Annotated in this window: 16 protein-coding genes and 2 pseudogenes; 6 read left to right on the forward strand and 12 right to left on the reverse strand. The window is 59.1% G+C overall.

What is annotated here, in order from left to right; translation table 11 throughout:
* The first annotated feature begins 2 nt into the window (after positions 1–2).
* Entirely contained in the window at positions 3–1,733 is a 1,731-nt protein-coding gene (locus AB8B29_RS31070; RefSeq protein ID WP_439006981.1) for a M14 family metallopeptidase, read from the forward strand.
* Here AB8B29_RS31070 and AB8B29_RS31075 read toward each other — a convergent pair.
* Positions 1,730–2,602 (reverse strand): LysR family transcriptional regulator, encoded by an 873-nt coding sequence (locus AB8B29_RS31075; RefSeq protein WP_047557215.1) that lies wholly within the window; start codon positions 2,600–2,602, stop codon positions 1,730–1,732. The genes AB8B29_RS31070 and AB8B29_RS31075 overlap by 4 nt on opposite strands.
* 99 nt (positions 2,603–2,701) lie before the next feature.
* Here AB8B29_RS31075 and AB8B29_RS31080 point away from each other — a divergent pair, with 99 nt between their 5' ends.
* A complete protein-coding gene (locus AB8B29_RS31080; protein ID WP_439006982.1) occupies positions 2,702–3,940 on the forward strand; it encodes a YbfB/YjiJ family MFS transporter in 1,239 nt (412 codons plus the stop codon).
* Between the two features lie 17 nt (positions 3,941–3,957).
* On the forward strand, positions 3,958–4,440 hold the full coding sequence (locus tag AB8B29_RS31085; RefSeq protein WP_113102547.1) for a YybH family protein: 483 nt from the start codon (positions 3,958–3,960) through the stop codon (positions 4,438–4,440).
* Positions 4,441–4,984: 544 nt separating this feature from the next.
* Here AB8B29_RS31085 and AB8B29_RS31090 read toward each other — a convergent pair.
* From AB8B29_RS31090 to AB8B29_RS31125, 8 genes are all read right to left on the reverse strand, one after another.
* Entirely contained in the window at positions 4,985–5,686 is a 702-nt protein-coding gene (locus AB8B29_RS31090) for a maleate cis-trans isomerase family protein (protein WP_047557569.1), read from the reverse strand.
* A 46-nt stretch (positions 5,687–5,732) separates the two neighbouring features.
* On the reverse strand, positions 5,733–7,163 hold the full coding sequence (locus AB8B29_RS31095) for an amidase (RefSeq protein ID WP_113102548.1): 1,431 nt from the start codon (positions 7,161–7,163) through the stop codon (positions 5,733–5,735).
* Positions 7,164–7,187: 24 nt separating this feature from the next.
* Positions 7,188–7,958, reverse strand: coding sequence for an aspartate/glutamate racemase family protein (locus AB8B29_RS31100; protein ID WP_047640029.1), 771 nt, complete (start codon positions 7,956–7,958; stop codon positions 7,188–7,190).
* The gene (locus AB8B29_RS31105) at positions 7,958–8,941 is read right to left on the reverse strand and encodes an oligopeptide/dipeptide ABC transporter ATP-binding protein (RefSeq protein ID WP_113102549.1); all 984 of its coding nucleotides are present in this window, start codon (positions 8,939–8,941) and stop codon (positions 7,958–7,960) included. The genes AB8B29_RS31100 and AB8B29_RS31105 overlap by 1 nt, the downstream gene beginning before the upstream one ends.
* Complete coding sequence (locus AB8B29_RS31110; RefSeq protein ID WP_113102550.1) at positions 8,938–9,900, reverse strand: ABC transporter ATP-binding protein; 963 nt, start codon at positions 9,898–9,900, stop codon at positions 8,938–8,940. Before AB8B29_RS31110 ends, AB8B29_RS31105 begins: the two co-directional genes overlap by 4 nt.
* Positions 9,897–10,772, reverse strand: a complete 876-nt coding sequence (locus AB8B29_RS31115) for an ABC transporter permease (RefSeq protein ID WP_113102551.1) — start codon at positions 10,770–10,772, stop codon at positions 9,897–9,899. Before AB8B29_RS31115 ends, AB8B29_RS31110 begins: the two co-directional genes overlap by 4 nt.
* Positions 10,765–11,781 carry an ABC transporter permease gene (locus AB8B29_RS31120; protein WP_162734490.1) on the reverse strand — a complete coding sequence of 339 codons (1,017 nt, stop codon included), beginning with the start codon at positions 11,779–11,781 and terminating at the stop codon, positions 10,765–10,767. The genes AB8B29_RS31115 and AB8B29_RS31120 overlap by 8 nt, the downstream gene beginning before the upstream one ends.
* Positions 11,782–11,875: 94 nt before the next feature.
* On the reverse strand, positions 11,876–13,516 hold the full coding sequence (locus AB8B29_RS31125; RefSeq protein WP_113102553.1) for an ABC transporter substrate-binding protein: 1,641 nt from the start codon (positions 13,514–13,516) through the stop codon (positions 11,876–11,878).
* Between the two features lie 237 nt (positions 13,517–13,753).
* Between AB8B29_RS31125 and AB8B29_RS31130 the strand changes: the two genes are divergently transcribed.
* From AB8B29_RS31130 to AB8B29_RS31140, 3 genes and pseudogenes are all read left to right on the forward strand, one after another.
* Positions 13,754–14,473, forward strand: a complete 720-nt coding sequence (locus AB8B29_RS31130) for a GntR family transcriptional regulator (RefSeq protein ID WP_439006983.1) — start codon at positions 13,754–13,756, stop codon at positions 14,471–14,473.
* A pseudogene (locus AB8B29_RS31135) lies at positions 14,470–15,504 on the forward strand (amidohydrolase family protein); the annotation flags it as partial. The gene AB8B29_RS31130 and the pseudogene AB8B29_RS31135, both read left to right, overlap by 4 nt.
* An 87-nt stretch (positions 15,505–15,591) precedes the next feature.
* Positions 15,592–16,000 (forward strand): annotated as a pseudogene (locus AB8B29_RS31140) (DUF3830 family protein).
* Between the two features lie 345 nt (positions 16,001–16,345).
* Here AB8B29_RS31140 and AB8B29_RS31145 read toward each other — a convergent pair.
* The 3 genes from AB8B29_RS31145 to AB8B29_RS31155 are packed head-to-tail and all read right to left on the reverse strand — an operon-like array spanning position 16,346 to position 19,082.
* Complete coding sequence (locus AB8B29_RS31145; protein ID WP_113102554.1) at positions 16,346–17,143, reverse strand: ABC transporter permease; 798 nt, start codon at positions 17,141–17,143, stop codon at positions 16,346–16,348.
* Complete coding sequence (locus AB8B29_RS31150) at positions 17,140–17,994, reverse strand: ABC transporter permease (RefSeq protein ID WP_113102555.1); 855 nt, start codon at positions 17,992–17,994, stop codon at positions 17,140–17,142. The genes AB8B29_RS31145 and AB8B29_RS31150 overlap by 4 nt, the downstream gene beginning before the upstream one ends.
* Positions 17,991–19,082, reverse strand: a complete 1,092-nt coding sequence (locus tag AB8B29_RS31155) for an ABC transporter ATP-binding protein (RefSeq protein WP_047557180.1) — start codon at positions 19,080–19,082, stop codon at positions 17,991–17,993. Before AB8B29_RS31155 ends, AB8B29_RS31150 begins: the two co-directional genes overlap by 4 nt.
* Positions 19,083–19,117: the final 35 nt, after the last annotated feature.

Below are 19,117 nucleotides of genomic sequence, written 5' to 3' on the forward strand. Positions count from 1 at the left end.
TCATGACTATGATTTTCGAGAGACGTTTTGAGCGCACGCTGTCGCGCCTTGTTGCCGATGCCAAGCCTGGCCAGAACTTCGAGGCCTGGACCTTCGATGACAGAGAAAGCCGCCAGCAGGCAGAGCGCGAACTCAGGGAAAAGGGCGTGCAGGCCCGCATCCGCAGCGCCTACAAGCCGCTGGTCAATGCCTTCATCGAGGAAATCGACCTGCATGATGTGAATGCGATCGAGATCCGCTATCCGGTTCATCCCAACGCACCGGATAACCGCTTTCGCCTTGAAGCCTATCCGCTCGCTGCAATGGTGGGAAATCGCGAAATCACCTTTGTCGCAAGAGCCGACAGCGACTTTCATTATGACGTTCTGCTGAAAGGCAATGCCGGCCAGGAACGTCGATCGAAGGTGCTGGCGCCCAATCGCGTGCATGTCGATGCGGCCGAGGAAACCAGCGTTTCTCCGACCGGCTGGCTGATCCGAGATGGCGATGCGGCAGGCGAACGGCTCGCGACGGACTATGAGCAGCTCTTCGAGGAGGCGATCGACGCGGTCACGCACTTCGACTGGGGCGCAAGCGAACCCTATTTCGAGGAACTGAATATTCGCGTTGCCCTGCCGGCGCTGGACGAGGCCTTGCCCATCGGCGACGAAGTCATGAGCCTTCGCGAGGCGCTGCATGAGGACTTCTATTTTTCGCTGCTCGAATTCTTTCAGAAAAAATCCGGCCGCCCGCTCGGCGACCGCGGCTTGAAGCCGGGTCAGATCGTTCCGCAGATCCTGCTCTCCTCCGGCGAGATTTCCGTCCGAATAGGAACGCAGCCGCTGACGTCTCGCTATTGGGATGGAGCCGGACAGCAAATCGAGACGGCAACGGAACCTCTGGCCGTGCAGCAGATCGAGGCCGAGCTTGACGAGATTGGCGGCGAGGCATTTGAGGCCGTTACTCGCTCTGGCCGCACAATCAGAGCCCGCTATATCAAGGGCCGCAACGCGGCCGTGATGATCAGCGGCGGTCAGCATGCCAACGAGACGACCGGTGGGGCGGGAGCCCTGCGTGCGGCGCGTCGGCTTGCCAAGCTCGAAGGCGCGCATTTCACCATCTCGCCGCTGGAAAACCCGGATGGCTACGCCCTTCATCAGCGCCTGCGCCAGGACAGCCCGCGCCACATGTATCATGCCGCCCGCTACACCGCGCTCGGCGACGATCTCGAATATCGGACCGAAGAGACCGCCGGCCCCTATCTCTTTGAAAAGAAAATCCGCTTCCAGGCGGAAAGGCTGAGCGGAGCGGAGCTGCACGTCAACCTGCACGGCTACCCAGCCCATGAATGGACGCGCCCGCTTTCCGGCTACGTTCCGCGCAATTTCGCCATGTGGACGCTGCCGAAAGGCTTTTTCCTGATTGCCCGTTATTATTCCGGCTGGGCGGCTCAGGCCGAGCAGCTTCTCGACAAGGTCACCAGGCACCTCGGCGCCATACCGGGTCTGCTGGATTACAACGACCGCCAGATCGCACTCTATGAAATCCATGCAGGCGAAACAGGCTTCCGCATCATCAATGGCTTCCCCTGCCTCGCCAACATCGACGATCGCCATACGGTGCCTATGACCTTGATCACCGAATATCCGGACGAGACCATTTATGGCGACGCATTCATCGCCGGCCATACCGCACAGATGGAAACGGTGCTTTCCGCCTACAGCGCCTGGCAGGAAATCATGGCTTCGAGCTAGTCCGTACGCGTCGAACGGAGCATATCGAGAAGCGCGGTCATGGCGCTCGTCGTATAGGCGTCCGATCGGCGTACGAAGAGTGTATCCACCATCGACCGTTCCGGCGAAAGCTCGTGGATCGCAACCCGGCCATCCCCGCAGGCGGCGGCGACAACACCCTTTGGCAGCAGCGTGACACCGACGCCCGCCGACACGCAGCTGATGATCGTGTCGAGGGAGCCGAATTCCAGCGGCTTCGATGTGATTATGCCCATATCGGCCAGAAGCGCCTCCAGCCGCTGCCGATAGGAACATCCGATCTGGAAGACGATGGTCTTCAGATCGACAATGCCGGCCAGATCTTCTACTCCACGAATGGCGGGCGTTGTCACGAGAACAAGCTCCTCTTGAAAGATCACCTCGTGATCGAGATCGGGGTGGTTGACGGGACCCGCCACGAAGGCACCCTCGACCCGGCATGAAACGACATCGTCGATCAGCCGGCGGGTCGTGCCTGTTGTCACGACAAGACGTACCTGTGGATAGGTCTTGGCGAATTGGCCGAGAAGCGGCGACAATCGCAATGCCGTGGTTGTCTCCAGGCTGCCGAGGGAAAGCGTTCCGCCCGGCTCACCATCATCCTTGGCGGCGGTGCGGGCATCGGCCAGAAGCTTGGTGATGCGACCGACAAATGGCAGAATTCGTTGTCCCGCCGGCGTGGTCGACACGCCCCTTGCATGCCGCTGGAACAGGCTGACACCCAGCTCTTCTTCCAGCGCCCGGATCCGCGCCGTCACATTCGATTGAACCGTATGCAGCTCCTGCGCCGCCCGGTTCATGCTGCCGTGCCGCGATACCGCTTCGAATACCCTAAGATCGGATACGTCCATACTTATCACCAATAGAGATAGCTGCTCTCATAATAATTCAGTTTTTATGATATAACGCGTGGCGTATTCTCTCAAGCACTGATCGCTGAGAGATTTCCCATGACCGACGCTGCTACGCACGAAACCGATCGGAACCATCATGATGCCCGGATGGCATGGCGTGCCATCCTGTCGGCATTCTGCGCTTGCCTGATCGGCATCGGCCTTGCCCGTTTCGCCTATACGCCGCTTCTGCCTGCCATCGTCGATGCCCACTGGTTCGAAGCTTCGGCAGCCGCCTATCTCGGTGCCGCAAATCTTTCCGGTTATCTGGTCGGCGCTCTACTCGGACGCCCGGTTGCTGCTCGTATTTCCAGTGTCCTGACGCTCAGGATCATGATGCTTGCCGCAACGGCAGCCTTCTTTGCCTGCGCCTTTCCTGTCAGCTTTCCATGGTTCTTCGCATGGCGTTTCACAGCCGGCATTGCCGGTGGCGCCCTGATGGTACTCGCAGCGCCGACCGTCCTGCCGCTGATCGCACCATCTCGCCGAGGGCTTGCCAGCGGGGTGATCTTCATGGGCATCGGCGCCGGTGTTGCCCTATCGGGCACATTGGTTCCGCTGCTGCTGCAACAGGGGCTGCGCGAGACATGGCTTGGCCTCGGCGCCCTATCGCTGCTGCTCACCATCATTGCCTGGGCCGGATGGCCACACGCCGTCTCCGATCACCCCACCGCGTCCCACCATGCCACACATGTGCCAAAACGTTGGACGCTGCGCGCGCTCTACATTGAATATGCGCTGAACGCCGCCGGCTGGGTTCCGCACATGATCTTCCTCGTGGATTTCGTTGCCCGCGGATTGGGAGAGGGCTTGCAGGTCGGCGCCGAATACTGGGTGCTGTTTGGCCTCGGCGCCACCATCGGCCCGCTCCTTGCCGGCCATCTGGCTGATCGCACGGGTTTTGCCGCAGCGCTGCGGTTCGCCTTTCTTCTCGAGGCTGTCGCAGTCGCCACTCCCGCCTCTGGGCTTGGACAGGCTTGGCTCATCGCCTCGAGCCTGATCGTCGGCGCCTTCGTGACCGGCACGGTTCCCCTGATGCTCGGCAGGATCGCAGAACTGCTGCCGCACCATCCGGCGCAACAGAGAGTCGCCTGGAGCCTGGCAACCGTATTCTTCGCACTGTTTCAGGCGGCCGCCGCCTATGGACTTTCCTTCGTCTTCGCCCGAACCGGCGGAAACTACGGCATGCTCTTCTTGATCGGAGCCGGCGCCATAGTTCTTGCCCTGGCGATCGACCTCTCCGTCGCAGTGTTTATCCGCACCCCGCGGGAGCACGCCCAGGATCATGATTCATAACAGCAGGAGAATTAGACATGGCAGAACTTTTGACTGAGATTACCGGCAGCGAAAACATGGTGGGAGATGGCAGCGCCCTTGATGCGCTCATCCGCTTTTATCGCGCCTTCAATGCCGGCGACCTGGAAGCACTTGCCGCCAACTGGGCTGATGGCGACAGGCCAAGCATGGACAATCCGATCGGAGGCATCCGGCGCGGATGGCCGTCGATCCGCGAGGGCTATGCGAAGCTGTTTGGTGGGAAGGCGAAAGTCCGGGTCGCATTCCACGATTTTACCAGCCAGGGCGGCGATGACTGGCACTTGTTCGTCGGTCGAGAGAGAGGAAGCTGCGTCACGGCCGGCAGGAGTATCGAGCTTCGCATTCGCACCACGCGCTGGTTCACCCGGATCGACGGCGTCTGGCGTCAGCTTCACCATCACGGCTCCATAGAGGAACCTGCCCTGCTTGCCGCCTATCAGGAAATCATCTTCGGCGCGCCATTGGAGCGACCGGCGTAGAGATTGTCACGAGATTTGGCCTACGTTCCAGAATCGGTTGCTCGGTGTCGAAAAGCTGTGGCCCGACGATTGCGTGCTAATGCCCGGGTTCAGGCCGCAAAAGACAACCTTCAGCCCGTTCTCGAGTATGTCGGGCTCATAATCGGCCATGTCGATCCGGCTCGAAAGATCGTCGATGCATCCGAGGAAATAAGTTTCGATCTCTTCGAGGACCTCGGCGGGCAAGGCGCCCGTTTCGGCAGATGATGGCACCTAATTTGAGATTTTTCAGCGCGACTTTGGCGCTTGGCGCCTTCCGGTTTGGCGATAACCATTTGTTATAATTTGTATTTTCGGATGAAGATTGGCCGTAGGCAGCCATCCTTCCTACGGCGGCGAATCTCACATTAAGTGCCAAAATCGAAGCCAGAATCTCAAATTAAGTGCGGCGCTGTCTCGTTGAAATTATTGCATGCGGAGTCTTGCGATTAAATGCAAAACGACACCTTGCATGATCGTCAACGATTGCGCTTCGACAGTGCCATCCCAACGCGACAACAACCTCTCAGGCTTTGGAAAACATCTTTCCGAAGCCTTTGACATGCGAGCAGTCGTAACCGATCGTCGCCAGCGCACCGTAGATGGCCGTCGCAACGCTGTCGTGGATTGCGATACCGTAAGCGGCTTCCAGCTTATCGACGAGGGGCGCTCCAGCCAGGTTGGTGCAGAAGACAGCGACCGAGTCCGGCTGCGAAGGAACGAGTTCGGCAACCATCCCAGCGATCGTTTCGGGACCAACCTGGCTAAAGCTGAAATTGTCCCGGATGCCCTGATGCCTTTCGCAGATGACCTCGATCCCCTCATTCGCGAATGATTCGATGATGGCAGCCTGCACATCGGACGTATAGGGCGAGGCGAGACCGATCCGGCTCTCCTTCCTCTGGTGCATGACATCGAACAGTGCAAGGACCGACGTCGACGCCTTTATGCCGGTCACCTCGGTAATACGCTCGCAAAGCCGACGATCGCTGTCCAGACCCAGCCATCCGGCACTGGTGCCATTCCAGACGATGACATCGACCTTCGCGTCGGCAAGCAGCTCTGCCGCCGTCATCATCGGGCGGTCGTCGAACTGGTTCAGCAGTGCGGCGTCAAGGCCGATTGCGGTAACCCGGAACCTCGAAAAATGCGCAGTCACGTCGGGCAGGTCCTTGAGCATCTGCGTGGTGACCGGTTCGAGGACCGTGTTGGATGAAGGGGTGAGCATTCCGATGCGAAGCGGGTTCACTGACGTGTCCTGAAGATGAGATGGGTCAAGCATGAATGGGTGGCCGGCCGAGCTTCGGCAAAACAGCCTCGAAGGCTGCGGCTGCGGACAGCACCTTGGCGTCACCGAGATGCTGGCCGACGATCTGCAGCCCGATGGGCAAGCCACCGACCAGGCCGCACGGCACGCTGGCCGCCGGCTGTCCCGTCAGATTGAAGGGTGATGTGAACGGGCACCATTCGTAAGGCGCTATGGTTTTGCCATCAATTGTCGAGGGACCATCCTGGTCCTTGGCGAAGGCGGTGACTGAAAGGGTTGGCGTCAAGATGAAATCATAATGGCTCATGACCTTGGCAATTTCGTCGGCAAAGGCCTTGCGCGCGGTAATCGCGTCTGTCGCGTCCTCGAACGGGCGTGATTCAGCCAGAAGAGCGGTCACCGCCTGCGAGACCGCTACCGGCTTGTCTTTTAGCAGCTTGCGCAAGCCGGTGAGGTCGGTCTCCAACGCCACCATTGCCTTGAATGTCGCATGCACGTCGATTTCGGGTGGAGCGCCAACGGTCAGTTGGAGACCACAGGCTTCAGCCAAAAGAGCGACGGCCTTGTCTGTCGCGTCCTTGAGGCCCTGCTCGATTGTCTGATCATGCCATGTTCGCCAGTAGAGAACCTTGGTGCCAGGGGGCAGCGGAGCAATATCGGTCCATGAAAGGTCTGCGCAGGGGATCGACCAGCGATCGCGCGGATCGGGACCAGCGATGACAGATAGCATGAGGGCGGCATCAGCGACATCGCGCGCGATCGGTCCGATATGCTCGATCGACTCCCAGCCGGAGACCCCCGGAAGTGATACGTCGCGGCATCCCGGCCACAGCGGAACGCGCCCCATTGCGGCCTTGACACCGACAAGCCCCGAGAGGGCGGCCGGTAGTCGGACAGAACCGCCACCATCGCTTCCGATTGCGATGGGGCACACGCCGGCCGCGACAGCGGCGGCCGAACCTGCGCTGGAGCCGCCAGGAGAGCGATCCGTGTTCCATGGGTTTCCGGTTGCCGGAAACAGGAGATTATTGCCATGTGCCCCGAAGCCGAATTCGGAAACATTCGTCTTGCCGAGGATGATGGCATCGGCCGCCTTCAGTCGCTCGACGACGATGTCGTCTTCATCGGGAATATAGTCTGCATAGAGGTTGGAGCCGAACGTCGTCCTGAGACCCTTCGTCAGAACGAGGTCCTTGATGGCGACGGGTACACCCGCCAGCGGGCCGACCGGCTCGCCACGCACGATCCGCTGGTCCAACGCATCGGCGGTTTTATAGGCTTCCTCGCGGGCCAACGTTGCAAAGGCGTGGATAACAGGCTCGACCTTGTCGAGCGCCGCAAACGCAGCATCAAGGACGGCGCGTGCCGATAGCGCTCCGGATGCGACCTGTTCAGCGATATGACGCGCCGTCATGGTTGGGTATTCATCGATAAGCATGGAACCCTCCTTGTGGGGAAATATTCATGGTGATGGCGCTTTTTCGGCCGGCTCAGCCAGCAGCAACCGCTCAAGCGCAGGGGAGAGGCCGAGCGAGGCTTTTGGATCGGGGCGTCTGAACGTGCCAGCGGATGCCTTTTTCGGATTGAGCGCGGCCAGCAATTCTGCTTGCTTCACGGCCGCGACGATGGATTCGACGACGGGGACGGAAACCCGTTCGCGTACACGCGATGCGAGGCCTGCCAGAGGGGCGCCAGCGAGAATGATGACATCGGCACCATCTTCGTCGATAGCTTTTCTGGACAAGTCGATCAGAAGCTCTTCCTTTTCGTCCTGTACATTCGCCAGCGATGCAAACGGCTCGTCGAGCAACCTGATGCTTGCCAATCTTTCCACAAGCCCGTGCATTGCAGCACATTCGCGGAACCAAGGACCCAGTGCCCGCGAAAAAGAAACGATCGAGAAGCGTTGACCAAGCATGCAGGCGCTGAGCATTGCAGCTTCGGCAAGTCCAATGACCGGGACGGACATCAGCTCCCGGGCGCCTCCGAGGCCCGGATCGCCGAAGGCAGCGATGATCGCAATATCAAAACTGCCTTCCCGCTCAGCAAGGACATCGAGCACAATGCCGGACGCGATCGCGGCTTCAGCCCGCGTGGCAATATAGGACACGCCCCGCGGAGCCGTAACTGGGACGAGTGTCGATCCCGGCGAAAGGAAGGGCTTTGCCACACGAACGAGCAGGTCGGTGACTTCTATCGAGGTGTTGGGATTGAAGAGCAGTATGCGGGTCATCAGGGATTTCCTCCGGTCGCGCGGTGACACGCGACGAGGCTGCCAACTCCATGAGATGTGAGAGGTGGCATTGCCGTGGTGCATATGGGTAGCTCTACAGGGCACCTTCCGGCGAAGCGGCAGGCGTTCTGATCGGGATCGATGGGACTCGATGCAGAGCCTTCGAGCTTGGTTCGATCGTCACTTTTACGCTCCGGATCCGGGATCGCGTCAATGAGCGCGCGTGTGTAAGGGTGACGGGGTTCATGGAAGACCGACTTCGACGGGCCAAACTCGACAATGCGGCCGAGATACATCACCGCTATCTTGTCGCAGAGCAGGCGCACGACATTGAGGTCATGCGAGACAAACAGATAGCTCATGCCGCGTTGCTTCTGCAGCTTGGCGAGAAGGTGCAGGATCAAAGACTGCACCGAGACATCAAGGGCCGAGGTCGGCTCATCCAGCACAAGCAGCTTGGGCTTGACTGCTATGGCGCGCGCAATACCGACGCGTGCTTTCTGACCACCGGACAGTTGATGCGGATAGCGACTGCCGTACTCCCGTGGAAGGCCGACATCGTCCAGTGCGGCAAGCACCATTGCGGAAATGTCTTCCTTTGAACCGCCCACAAGCCGCCTCAAAGGATCAGCTATGGCCTGGAATACGGTGAAGCCGGGATTGAGGCTCTCGGTCGGATCCTGGAAGACGACCTGAATATCGCGTCTGAGCGAGGAGGCGCCAAAGTTCCTGGCGGGGATCTTGCCGATTTCGACGCCTGAGAGCTCTATCTCGCCGACGGTCGGATCGACCAGGCGCGCCAGGACGCGCGCCAGGGTCGACTTTCCGCATCCGGATTCGCCGACCAGGCCGAGGCACTCACCTTCGCCGATCGTCAGATCGACCTCGTCGACCGCGTGCAACATCTTGCGCCTTAGTGTCCCGACGGGAAAGCGCTTCGAAAGGCCACGAACCTTCATCAAGGGAGTATGGGAAACTGTCATAGCGGGTGCCTGCAGCGGACTGAGTGATCATTGCCCAGGGGCGCGAGCGCGACATGCCCGGTTTCGCAATCGGGCTGGCGCCTGTCGCAGCGATGGAGAAACCGGCAGGAAGGGAGGTCGCGCGTGAGGTCGGGGAGACTGCCGGGTATCGAAGACAGGTCCTCAAGCTCGGTATGAGCAGTCGGCGTGGCGGCGAAAAGCCCTTTTGTGTAGGGGTGCGCAAAATGTGCCCGAAGCTCATTGGCGGGTGCCATCTCAACCATATGGCCAGCATGCATAACGACGATGCGGTCACAATATTCTCCGGCGAGAGCCAGATCGTGGGTGATCAGGATGGAGGACATCCTTGTCTCTCGGACAAGATCGCGCATGAGATCCATGACGACGGCCTGGGTCGTGACATCGAGGCCTGTGGTCGGCTCATCTGCGATCAGAAGGGACGGCGAGCAGGACAGCGCCATTGCGATCATCACCCGCTGGCACATTCCGCCCGAGAGCTCGAAGGGATAGGCATTGTAACGTCTTTCCGGGTCGGGAATGCGCACCTTTTCCAGTGCCGCGATGGCAGCCGCCCGGGCATTCGAGCGGGTCACGGGGCCGTGCCGCCTCAACACGTCCTCGATCTGCCTGCCGACCTTCATGATCGGATTGAGGGCCGTGCGCGGGCTCTGGAAGATCATCGACAGTTCGCGCCCGCGGATGGAGGCAAGCGGCGAGTTCGGTCCGGCAAGGTCGATACCACCGAATTCGATGGCATCGGCCTTGATTTCGGCATTCTCGTCGAGAAGTCCCATCAGTGCGTAGGAAAGGACGGATTTCCCGGAACCGCTTTCACCCACGATGCCGAGCACTTCACCCTTGCCGAGAGAGAAGCTGACGTCGTCGAGCACCTTGACCGTGCCGGATCGCGTTTTGAAGCTGACACTGAGGTTTTTGACTGAGAGCAAAGGGACGGTCATGTGCGTCTCCTTGGATCGATGATATCCCGGAGGCCATCACCGATGAGGTTGAAGCAGAAAACGGTGATGACGAGGGCCGCGCCCGGAAAGACAAAGGTCCACCACTCGCCCGAGAAAATGTAGGACGCGCCTTCAGACACCATGATCCCCCATTCTGGCGTCGGCGGGCGCACGCCGAGGCCGATGAAGGAAAGGCCTGCCGCATTCAGGATCGCCCAGCCGAGATTGAGAGAACCCTGGACCATCATTGTCGGCAGAATGTTCGGCACGATGTGAAAGGTCAGCAGCCGTAACGAGCGGTTGCCACCCATTCGGGCTGCCTCGACGAATGTCATATCGCGCCGGACATTGACCTCGCTGCGCGCAAAGCGCGAGTAAAAGGGCAGGTTGATGATCGCCGTTGCCAGCACGATGTTCTCGACGCTGTTGCCGAGCGCAGCAACGATACCCATCGCCAGGACAAACAGCGGGAATGCCATGATCGTGTCCATAACGCGCCCGATGATTGCGTCGATCCAGCCGCCGAAATAGCCGGCGATTGCCCCTGTCCCCGTTCCGATGATGAAGGAAAGCGCAACGGCACCGATTGCCATCCCGATATCCAGTCGCGTGGCGATGGCGACGCGGCTGAGGATGTCACGGCCGAGCGCGTCCGTGCCGAACAGGTGCGTCAGGGTCGGCGACTTCAACGCCGCAGATGTGTCGACGGCCAGTGGATCATATGGAATGAGCCATGGAGCGAGGATCGAGATAATGACAAAGAGCAGCAGGATGATCGCCGCGGCCAGCGTCAGCTTGTTTTCCGCGGCCATATGGCGGGCATCACGCCAGAAGGTGCCGGCATGGGTGTTCGAAGAGACTGCGTCAACCATCGTAGCGAACCCTCGGATCGATAGCGGCAGCCGCGAGGTCGACCACCAGATTAAGCAGGATGTAAAGGATGGCCATCATCAGCACGAAGCCTTGGACCGCGGCGTAATCCGAGGTGATGACTGCATTGACTGCATAGGCGCCGATGCCCGGCCAGGCGAAGACCTGCTCGACGAGCACGTTGGCGCCGAGCAGAAAGGAAAAGACCATGCCAAGGATGTTGATGACGGGGAGCATGGCGTTGCGCAGGCCGTGTCCATAAATCACCTTTGTGCGTGAGAGGCCCATCGCACGTGCGGTACGGCAGAAATCACTCGAGAGCGAGGCCAGCATCGATGCGCGGGCGATGCGCGCAATCGGTGCCAGCGCAAACAGGCCAAGCGAAATCGAAGGCAGCACCAGTTGTGAAAGGGATGCGCAGAAGGCAGAAACGTCGCCGGCAAGCAGTGTATCGATGAGATAGAGCCCGGTGATGGTCGGCGGCACTGTAAAATAGGTGTCGTTCAGCCGTCCGAGCGGCTCAGGTGCGATGCCAAGTTTGAAATAGAAGACATAGACAAGGCCGAGCGCAACGAAAAACGTCGGGAAGGCAGCGCCGACGGAGACAATGATGCGACAGAGGTGGTCGATCATCTTTCCGGGCCTTGTTGCAGCGGCGATGCCAAGCGGCAAGCCGATGAGCATTGCGAAGATGAGTGCACAGAGCGTCAGTTCGATCGAGGCGGGAAGCCGCGTTACGAGGTCCTGGAAAACAGGCTGGCCGCTGGATAGCGACATCCCAAGGTCACCATGCAGCACGCGGCTGACATAGTCACCGAACTGAAACCAGAGCGGTCTGTCCAGTCCGAGTGCCGTGCGGATCTGCGCTATGCTTTCCGGCGTTGCCGAAGAACCCGCATAGTAGGCCGCTGGATCGCCCGGCAATGCGCGCGCCAGCACGAAGGTCACGATCACGACACCGATGACGCTTGGAATTGCCGTGGCAATTCGCTTTGCAAAACTGAGGACTATCTTCAAGGGCTCAATCTCCGCGCCGGTTCGGGCGCATGGTCGATCCGGGAATTCGGTCGGGAGCCGAACCGGAATTCGGCTCCCTCGTTGCGTTCTATTCTTTCGAGATCGACTTCAGGTCGAGATGCGTGTGGAACCAATAGACATAGCCCTTCACGTTCTTCTGCATCGCGATGTCAGAGTAGAGGTGGGCAACCGGAACACGCGGCACATCATCCATTGCTATGCCGTTCATCTTGGTGATGATCGCATCATAGGCTTTCGGATCGCTCTCGAAGCGCGCCTGGTCGATCAACTTGTCCAACTCCGGGTTCGAATAGTTGGCGGTGTTGAAGACGCTGTTATTCTTGCCGTCATAGGTCCAGAAGTAGAAGTACTCCGGATAGTCGAGCCAGCCGTAGAAGTAGTTTATGTCCATGGGCATGCTCTTTGAGCCCATCTTGGCGAACCATTCGGAGCCCGGTACCTTGTGGATCTCGATGCTGATGCCGATCTTTTTGAGCTGTTCCTGAATGAGCAGTGCCATCGGCTCCTGAACAGTCGTCTGGCTCATGTCGATGTAAAGATCCGTTTTGAAGCCGTCGGCATAGCCGGCCTCCTTCAGAAGTGCCTTGGCCTTATCGAGATCGGTGTTGTATTTCGACGCCACCGGCCACTTCGGCGCGTATGGGGCTGACGGATCGGCGCCGAAGAGCGGTTCGCCGCGCTGATAGAGCGCCTGCTTCATGATGCTGTCGTAGGGGAGGGCGTAGGCAATCGCCTGGCGTACGCGCTTGTCGTCGAATGGCTTCATCGTCACGTTAAGGTCAACGTTGAACTGTTCGTTCTGCATCAGCGTGCCGATGACGTTGACCTTTCCTGCGGCTGCAAGCTCGGCATAATCTTTCGGAGGCAGTCCGACCGATACGTCCACATCGCCCTTCTCAAGCAGGGCGCGGCGAGTGCCCGGCGATGCGATCTCGCGCAGGACGACACGCTTCAGCGCCGGCGTCGGGCCAGACTTCCAGTTGTCGAAGCGGTCGAAAACGATCCGGTCGCCGCTTTTCCAGCTTCCTACCTTGAATGGGCCGCCGCCGGCATCGTTCAACGAAGTCCACTTCAACGCCCAGGGATCGTCGGTCGTCGCATGCTGCAGGGCAAGTTTCTTGTTGACGACGTAGGGAACGGGGACAGCCAGATCCGGCAGGGTCAGCTTGTCGGCGACGGGGAGGGTAATCTTGAAGGTATGGGTATCAACGACGGAGAACTGCTTCGGATCGGTCAGCGAGCCGGCCGCCATCTGAACCGTCGGAAAGCCGCCGACCGAAACGGCACGGTCAAAGGACCATTTCACATCATCGGCGGTAACGGGTGAACCGTCGTGAAAGCTTGCATCTTCGCGGAGATGGAAGATCAGGGTCTTGCCGCCGTCCTGGATTTCCCAGCTTTTGGCAAGCTCCGGCTGGATCTTGGTGGCATCATACATCACCTTCCCATCGGGCAGGGTTTTCGTACCGTGGGTGATCAGGCGATCGTAAAGCTGCCAGGATGCCATCTGCGCGAATTCGTTTGCAGCGGGAGCCATGGCGTCGAGGGAGTTCGGGCCGTGTTCGGCGACCTCGATCAGGACGTCCTTCGGGGTTTCGGCATGGGCAATGCCATGGAGCAGACCGAGCGACAGGGTCGCTGCAATCCAGAGTGACGTATGGGAGCGGTAGGCTTGCATGCGAGCGATCGCGAATTTGCTTATGGCCATGGAGGCGACACCTTCTGCTAATGTGGCGGACATGACAGGCTTTGCAAGCAATATGCCAATTTCTAATTCATTGATTATATTATATATCTTTACAAAGTGCATTATTTATGTAATTATATGCATGCTTTCAATATGGCCAGAATGCTTGATTTTTGAGCATGCAAAATGCTTGCTCGATGACCAGTCAGTTCGATATCAGTGAGACGGATACGGGTGAGAACATTCGGGGAAACAGTCATGGATGACGACGATGATACGCCTTCGCCAGCACCTTATGCGGTGGCGATAAAGCGCGCGTCCCTCCATCATCACGTCGTCGACAAGCTTCGCGAAATGGTCAGTCGTGGCGACTTGCCTGCTGGCGAGCGGCTGAACGAAGTTGCCCTTGCCCAGGCGATCGGCGTTTCGCGCACGCCCATGCGCGAGGCGGTGAAGCTCCTTGCGTCAGAGGGGCTGCTTGAGTTGCTGCCGGGTCGCGGAGCACGCGTGCGCCAGTTTTCTGCCGAAGAACTGTTCGACGTGTTTGATGTGCTTGGCGCTCTCGAAAGGCATGCCATCGAAATCGCTGTTTCGAAGCTGACGCCCAAGGCGTTGACCGAAATCGAGCGTCTGCACAATCAGATGGGCGAGGCCTACGCGAAGCGGAACCAGAAGAGCTATTTCAAGGCTAACCAGAAGCTTCATGCTCTTATTGTCGATCTTGCGGGCAATCCGGCCTTGTCGAACACCCACATGACGTTGACGAAGCACTCGGTCCATAATCGCCACGAGACACTGATCTCGGAACAGCGCTGGAAAGAGTCTGTTGCCGAGCATCAGGCGATATTCGAGGCGATCGTCAAGGCCGACGCTACCCTTGCAGGCCTGCTGATGCTTGATCATAGCCGAAAGACCGGGGCGGCTGTCGTCGACGCCGCCCGTGCTGCCAATGAAATCCGGGCGAGTAACAGAAAATGAGCGAATTCGACTTGATCATTGCCGATGGCACGGTCGCGACGGCGGCTAACGTTTTTGCAGCCGACATCGCCGTCAAGGATGGCAAGATCGTTCAGATCGGCCAAAACCTTACCGGCAGCAAGCGCCGCATCGATGCTTCAGGCAAGTTCGTGCTGCCCGGAGGCATCGACAGCCATGTACATATTTCCCAGCCTTCCGGGGAAGGGATTGTCATGGCAGATGATTTCGAGAGCGGCACGCTATCCGCTCTATTCGGGGGCAACACAACGATCATGCCATTCTGTTTGCAAGAGAATGGACAGTCAATGCGGGAAGCGTTGACGGCCTATCACGCTCTTGCCGACGGCCAATGCTATACGGATGTCAGCTTTCATCTGATCATCTCGGATCCGACCGCATCGGTTCTCGGTCAGGAACTGCCGGCGCTTGTTGCCGATGGATACACTTCCCTCAAGGTCTTCATGACCTACGAGGGTCTGCGCCTGAACGATGCTGAGATTCTAAAGGTGCTGGACGTCTCGCGCGAGACGGGCGCCACCGTCATGGTCCATTGCGAAAACGAGGACGCGATCCTGTTCCTGATCGCAAAGCACGAGCTTGCCGGCGACGTGGCACCCCGCGCGCATGCCTCGACGCGTCCGATTGCCGTCGAGTGTGAAGCGACACATCGCGCGCTGTCACTGGCGGAGGTCGTCGATGTGCCGATCGTCATCGTCCACGTATCCAACGGCGAAGCCATGGACGAGATCGCAAGGGCGCGTGCGCGAGGCGTGAAGGTGGTAGGGGAACCGTGCCCGCAATATCTGGTGCTAACTGCCAAGGATCTTGATGGCATGGATTGGGAAGGCGCCAAGATGGTCTGTTCGCCGCCGCCGAGAGATGAGGCTGCACAGGCGGACTGCTGGCGGGGGATTGAGACGGGTCTATTCGATCTCTTTTCGTCGGATCACTGCCCGTTTCGTTATGATGACCCGCAAGGCAAGCGCAATCCAAAGGGCTCTGTCAATTTCCGGCATATTCCAAACGGAATTCTGGTCGGCAAGAAGGGGCAGGGCAAATATCGCCCAGCAACCACGCGCCCCGTTGGAATTCGCGGCCAGGCATAAAGCGACATGACAATGAAACTGAAAATCATCGCCGGCCCCTTCACCTTCGATGCAAAGCTTGAAACCGAGAAGGCGCCGAAAACCTGCGAGGCATTCCTTAAACAGATGCCGCTCAGCGGAAAGATCGTGCACGTCCGCTGGTCAGGTGAAGGTGTGGATACCGTTGGGCAATTACGAATTTGGCGTGAGCTATGAGAACCACACCAACCATCCGGCACCTGGCCACATCATCCTTTATCCCGGTGGCATCAGTGAAACCGAAATCCTGATTGCCTATGGCGGTGTCGGTTTCTCGTCCAAGATGGGCCAACTTGCCGGCAATCACTTTATTACGATTACCTCGAATTTGGATCAGCCTGCAGAACTTGGGAAGATGACACTATGGCAAGGGGCGCAAAGGATAAAGTTCGAAGTAGCTTAATCTTCTGCGCTTATTTACGGGGTCGGTAGTTCGGTTCCCTTCAATCAGAACTTAGGCCAAGTGGCGTGGACCTCCAAGGATAGGTTACTCGCTTAAGATTACGTGACTACTCTCGTGAAAAGAGGCAAATGAACATCAAGATCGTGCGCGGCTAAATCAATGATTTTATTGATAAAATACAAGAAAAGCGATCGAAGACAATCGTAGAGTCTGCTGCTCGCGGGGGAAAATAGCAGAGCGTCGGGAGTCTGTCACAATCAGCGCGTCCGGCAGACGCTCGTCTGCAACGCGCACGGTTTCATAGTACATCCGACTCAGCTCCCGGTAAAATTCACGATGCTCTCACTATCCATGAAAGCCGGCAACCTGCTTCGGTATGAGGAAGCGTGCGGTCAGGCCGCACAGGAGAACTGTGAACAGCAGGACGAGCGCGACCAGCGCGTTGATGTCAGGCGAAAAACCGAGACGCATCATCGCCCAGAGCCGCACAGGCAGTGTGCTCTGGGTGCCGGTTACGAGGATCGTGATCATCGTCTCGTCGAATGACAGCGCGAAGGCGAGGATCGCACCGCCGGCCATGGCGCTGGAGAGATTGGGCAGGATCACGCGCCAGAACGTCTGCCAGCCGTTTGCGCCCAGATCATAGGAGGCTTCCACCAAAGTCCGGCTCACGGACTGCAGGCGGGTCAGGATCGTCCGGTAGACGATTGCCAGAACGAAAATGGTGTGCCCGATGACGATGGTCACCAGCGATCGATCGAAATTTATCTCGCGAAAGAAGATCAGCAGCGCCAGGCCGCTGATGACGGGCGGCATCAGGAATGGGAGGAAGACGATGAACTGCAAGGCACCGCCACCTGCACGATGACTGTGATAGTAGAGCGCCAGAAGCGTGCCGCAGACAACGGAAAGCACGACGGTGCACAGGCCGACTATCAGGGTGGCACGCAGGGCGGCCAATACGTCGGTGTTTTCAGTCAGTGCGATGTAGGCGGAAAGCGTCGGCGTCGACCAGTCCGCCTGCCCGTGGTTTATGACAAAGAACGACGAAACGATAGGCACGAACAGCGGGCTGTAAAGCAATATGGCGACCAGCGCGGTGATGGCTGCGAGCAGAATGGTGGAAAGGCGCATGCTGTTCATCGGGGCAGTCCCTTCTGGCGGCCGAAGCGCTCGCCGGCCAGGATCGCGGCGATGACGACCACGGCGAGTGCGACAGAAAGGGCTGCGCCAAACGGCCAGTTGAACGCCGTTCCGAACTGGCTGTAGAGAATGCGGCCGAAGGTGAAGCCATTGACGCCACCAACCATCTGCGGTGTGAGGAAGTCGCCGATGGCAAGGACGAAGACGAAACTCGTAGCTGAGGCGACGCCGGGAACGCTTAAGGGAAGCGTGATACGCATGAATGTCTGGATACTGCTTGCGCCCAGATCAGCGGAGGCGCGCAGCAGCACCTGCGGAATTCGCTCAAGCGCCAGGAAGATCGGCAGAATGGCGAAGGGGATCAGGAGCAGCGTCAGGGTGAGGAGGATGGCGTTCATGTTGAATACGAAGAGTGACGAAGGCTTTTCCAGGATGCCCAGTCCCACGAGCATGGTATTGAGAAAGCCGCTCTGTCCGAGGATGCTGCGGATGGCGTAGATCTTGATGACGTAGCTCATGAGAAGCGGCACCATGAGCATCATCAGCATGATGTATCGCCAGCGCCCATGCAGGGTCGTCAGGAAATAGGCGGCGGGATAGCCGAGCAGCACGCAGATGACCGACACGGAAAGGCACAGCACGCAGGTGCTCCAGAATATCGGCAGGAACACCGGCTCGGTGAAGAAGCGGACGTAGTTGGCGACGGTCAGGGTGTAGTTGATCTCCCCGTGGTCGACGCTGAAAAAGCTGTAGGCGAGGAACATCAGCAACGGCGCGACGATAAAGAAGACCGGCAGCGCGAAAGCGAGCAGCGTGACAAGCGCCTGATATCGGCCTGAGCGCCCGTTCATGCCAGCACCAGATGGGATTCGCGCGCGGAAAAGGACAGCGCCATCGTTTCTCCCTGCCGAAACTGGCTTCCTGTGGCGCGGCTGGGGACGCGCAGCCGGAGATGCTGTCCGGCTGCATCGATATGGGCGACGGTTGATGAGCCGCTAAAGGCGCAGTCTCTCACCGAGCCGGAAAAGCGATTGACGCTATCTTCCGCACCTGCAGGGCTCAGCGCTTCGGGACGGAAGACGGCAAAGGCCGCCTGGCCTTCGGCAGCCGCCCGCAGATCCGGCTGGTTTCCGATGCAACAGCTGAGCCGCCCGAGCGGCGTATCAATCGCACGGAAGTCACCGTCGACGACGCCCAGCTTTCCTGGCACCAGGTTGTTCTCGCCGAAGAAGCGGGCGACGAACTCGCAGCTGGGCCTGTAGTAGAGTTCATGCGGGGTTCCAAGCTGGCGGATGCGGCCGGACTCCATGACGCAGATCCGGTCGGCCATGCCTATGGCCTCCTCCTGGTCATGGGTGACAAAAAGGAAGGTCGTCTTGATTTCGCGCTGGATCGATTTCAGGAATTCCTGCATCTGGCGGCGCAATTCCAAATCGAGCGCGGCAAGCGGCTCATCGAGCAGGACGAGGCGTGGCTCGCATATGAGTGCGCGCGCCAGGGCCACGCGCTGCCGCTGGCCGCCGGAGAGCTGCGCCGGATAGCGGTCAGCGAATTTGCCGAGCTGGACCAGATCCAGGGCCTCCGTCACACGGCGCTTTATCTCGGGCCGAGGCCTGCGGCGAATGGAGAGACCATAGCCGATATTGGCAGCAACGGTCATGTGCGGGAAAAGCGCGTAGTCCTGAAAGACGGTGTTGAATGGCCGACGATTGATCGCCACGCGGCTGATATCGCGGTCATCAAGATAGATTGCCCCCGATGTTACCGATTCAAGGCCGCCAATCAGGCGCAATACCGTTGTCTTGCCGGAGCCGGAAGGTCCGAGAACCGTGAGAAACTCGCCATCCCGGATAGCAAGATCGATCTCGTGCAGCACCGGTACCGGGCCATAGCTTTTCGAAACGGCCCGCAGACTGAGCAGGTCCAGAGATTGTGTCATCTTATACTCTCGGTCTGAAGGAAGCGGTGGCCTGG

The sequence above is a fragment of the Rhizobium sp. 11_C7_N12_5 genome, from assembly GCF_051811145.1.
GTDB classification, from domain to species: domain Bacteria; phylum Pseudomonadota; class Alphaproteobacteria; order Rhizobiales; family Rhizobiaceae; genus Rhizobium; species Rhizobium lusitanum.

Coding starts and splice junctions, on each gene's coding strand:
- AB8B29_RS31070 (WP_439006981.1), top strand. CDS start 3: ATGACTATGATTTTCGAGAGACGTTTTGAGCGCACGCTGTCGCGCCTT.
- AB8B29_RS31075 (WP_047557215.1), bottom strand. CDS start 2,602: ATGGACGTATCCGATCTTAGGGTATTCGAAGCGGTATCGCGGCACGGC.
- AB8B29_RS31080 (WP_439006982.1), top strand. CDS start 2,702: ATGACCGACGCTGCTACGCACGAAACCGATCGGAACCATCATGATGCC.
- AB8B29_RS31085 (WP_113102547.1), top strand. CDS start 3,958: ATGGCAGAACTTTTGACTGAGATTACCGGCAGCGAAAACATGGTGGGA.
- AB8B29_RS31090 (WP_047557569.1), bottom strand. CDS start 5,686: ATGCTCACCCCTTCATCCAACACGGTCCTCGAACCGGTCACCACGCAG.
- AB8B29_RS31095 (WP_113102548.1), bottom strand. CDS start 7,163: ATGCTTATCGATGAATACCCAACCATGACGGCGCGTCATATCGCTGAA.
- AB8B29_RS31100 (WP_047640029.1), bottom strand. CDS start 7,958: ATGACCCGCATACTGCTCTTCAATCCCAACACCTCGATAGAAGTCACC.
- AB8B29_RS31105 (WP_113102549.1), bottom strand. CDS start 8,941: ATGACAGTTTCCCATACTCCCTTGATGAAGGTTCGTGGCCTTTCGAAG.
- AB8B29_RS31110 (WP_113102550.1), bottom strand. CDS start 9,900: ATGACCGTCCCTTTGCTCTCAGTCAAAAACCTCAGTGTCAGCTTCAAA.
- AB8B29_RS31115 (WP_113102551.1), bottom strand. CDS start 10,772: ATGGTTGACGCAGTCTCTTCGAACACCCATGCCGGCACCTTCTGGCGT.
- AB8B29_RS31125 (WP_113102553.1), bottom strand. CDS start 13,516: ATGGCCATAAGCAAATTCGCGATCGCTCGCATGCAAGCCTACCGCTCC.
- AB8B29_RS31130 (WP_439006983.1), top strand. CDS start 13,754: ATGGATGACGACGATGATACGCCTTCGCCAGCACCTTATGCGGTGGCG.
- AB8B29_RS31145 (WP_113102554.1), bottom strand. CDS start 17,143: ATGAACAGCATGCGCCTTTCCACCATTCTGCTCGCAGCCATCACCGCG.
- AB8B29_RS31150 (WP_113102555.1), bottom strand. CDS start 17,994: ATGAACGGGCGCTCAGGCCGATATCAGGCGCTTGTCACGCTGCTCGCT.
- AB8B29_RS31155 (WP_047557180.1), bottom strand. CDS start 19,082: ATGACACAATCTCTGGACCTGCTCAGTCTGCGGGCCGTTTCGAAAAGC.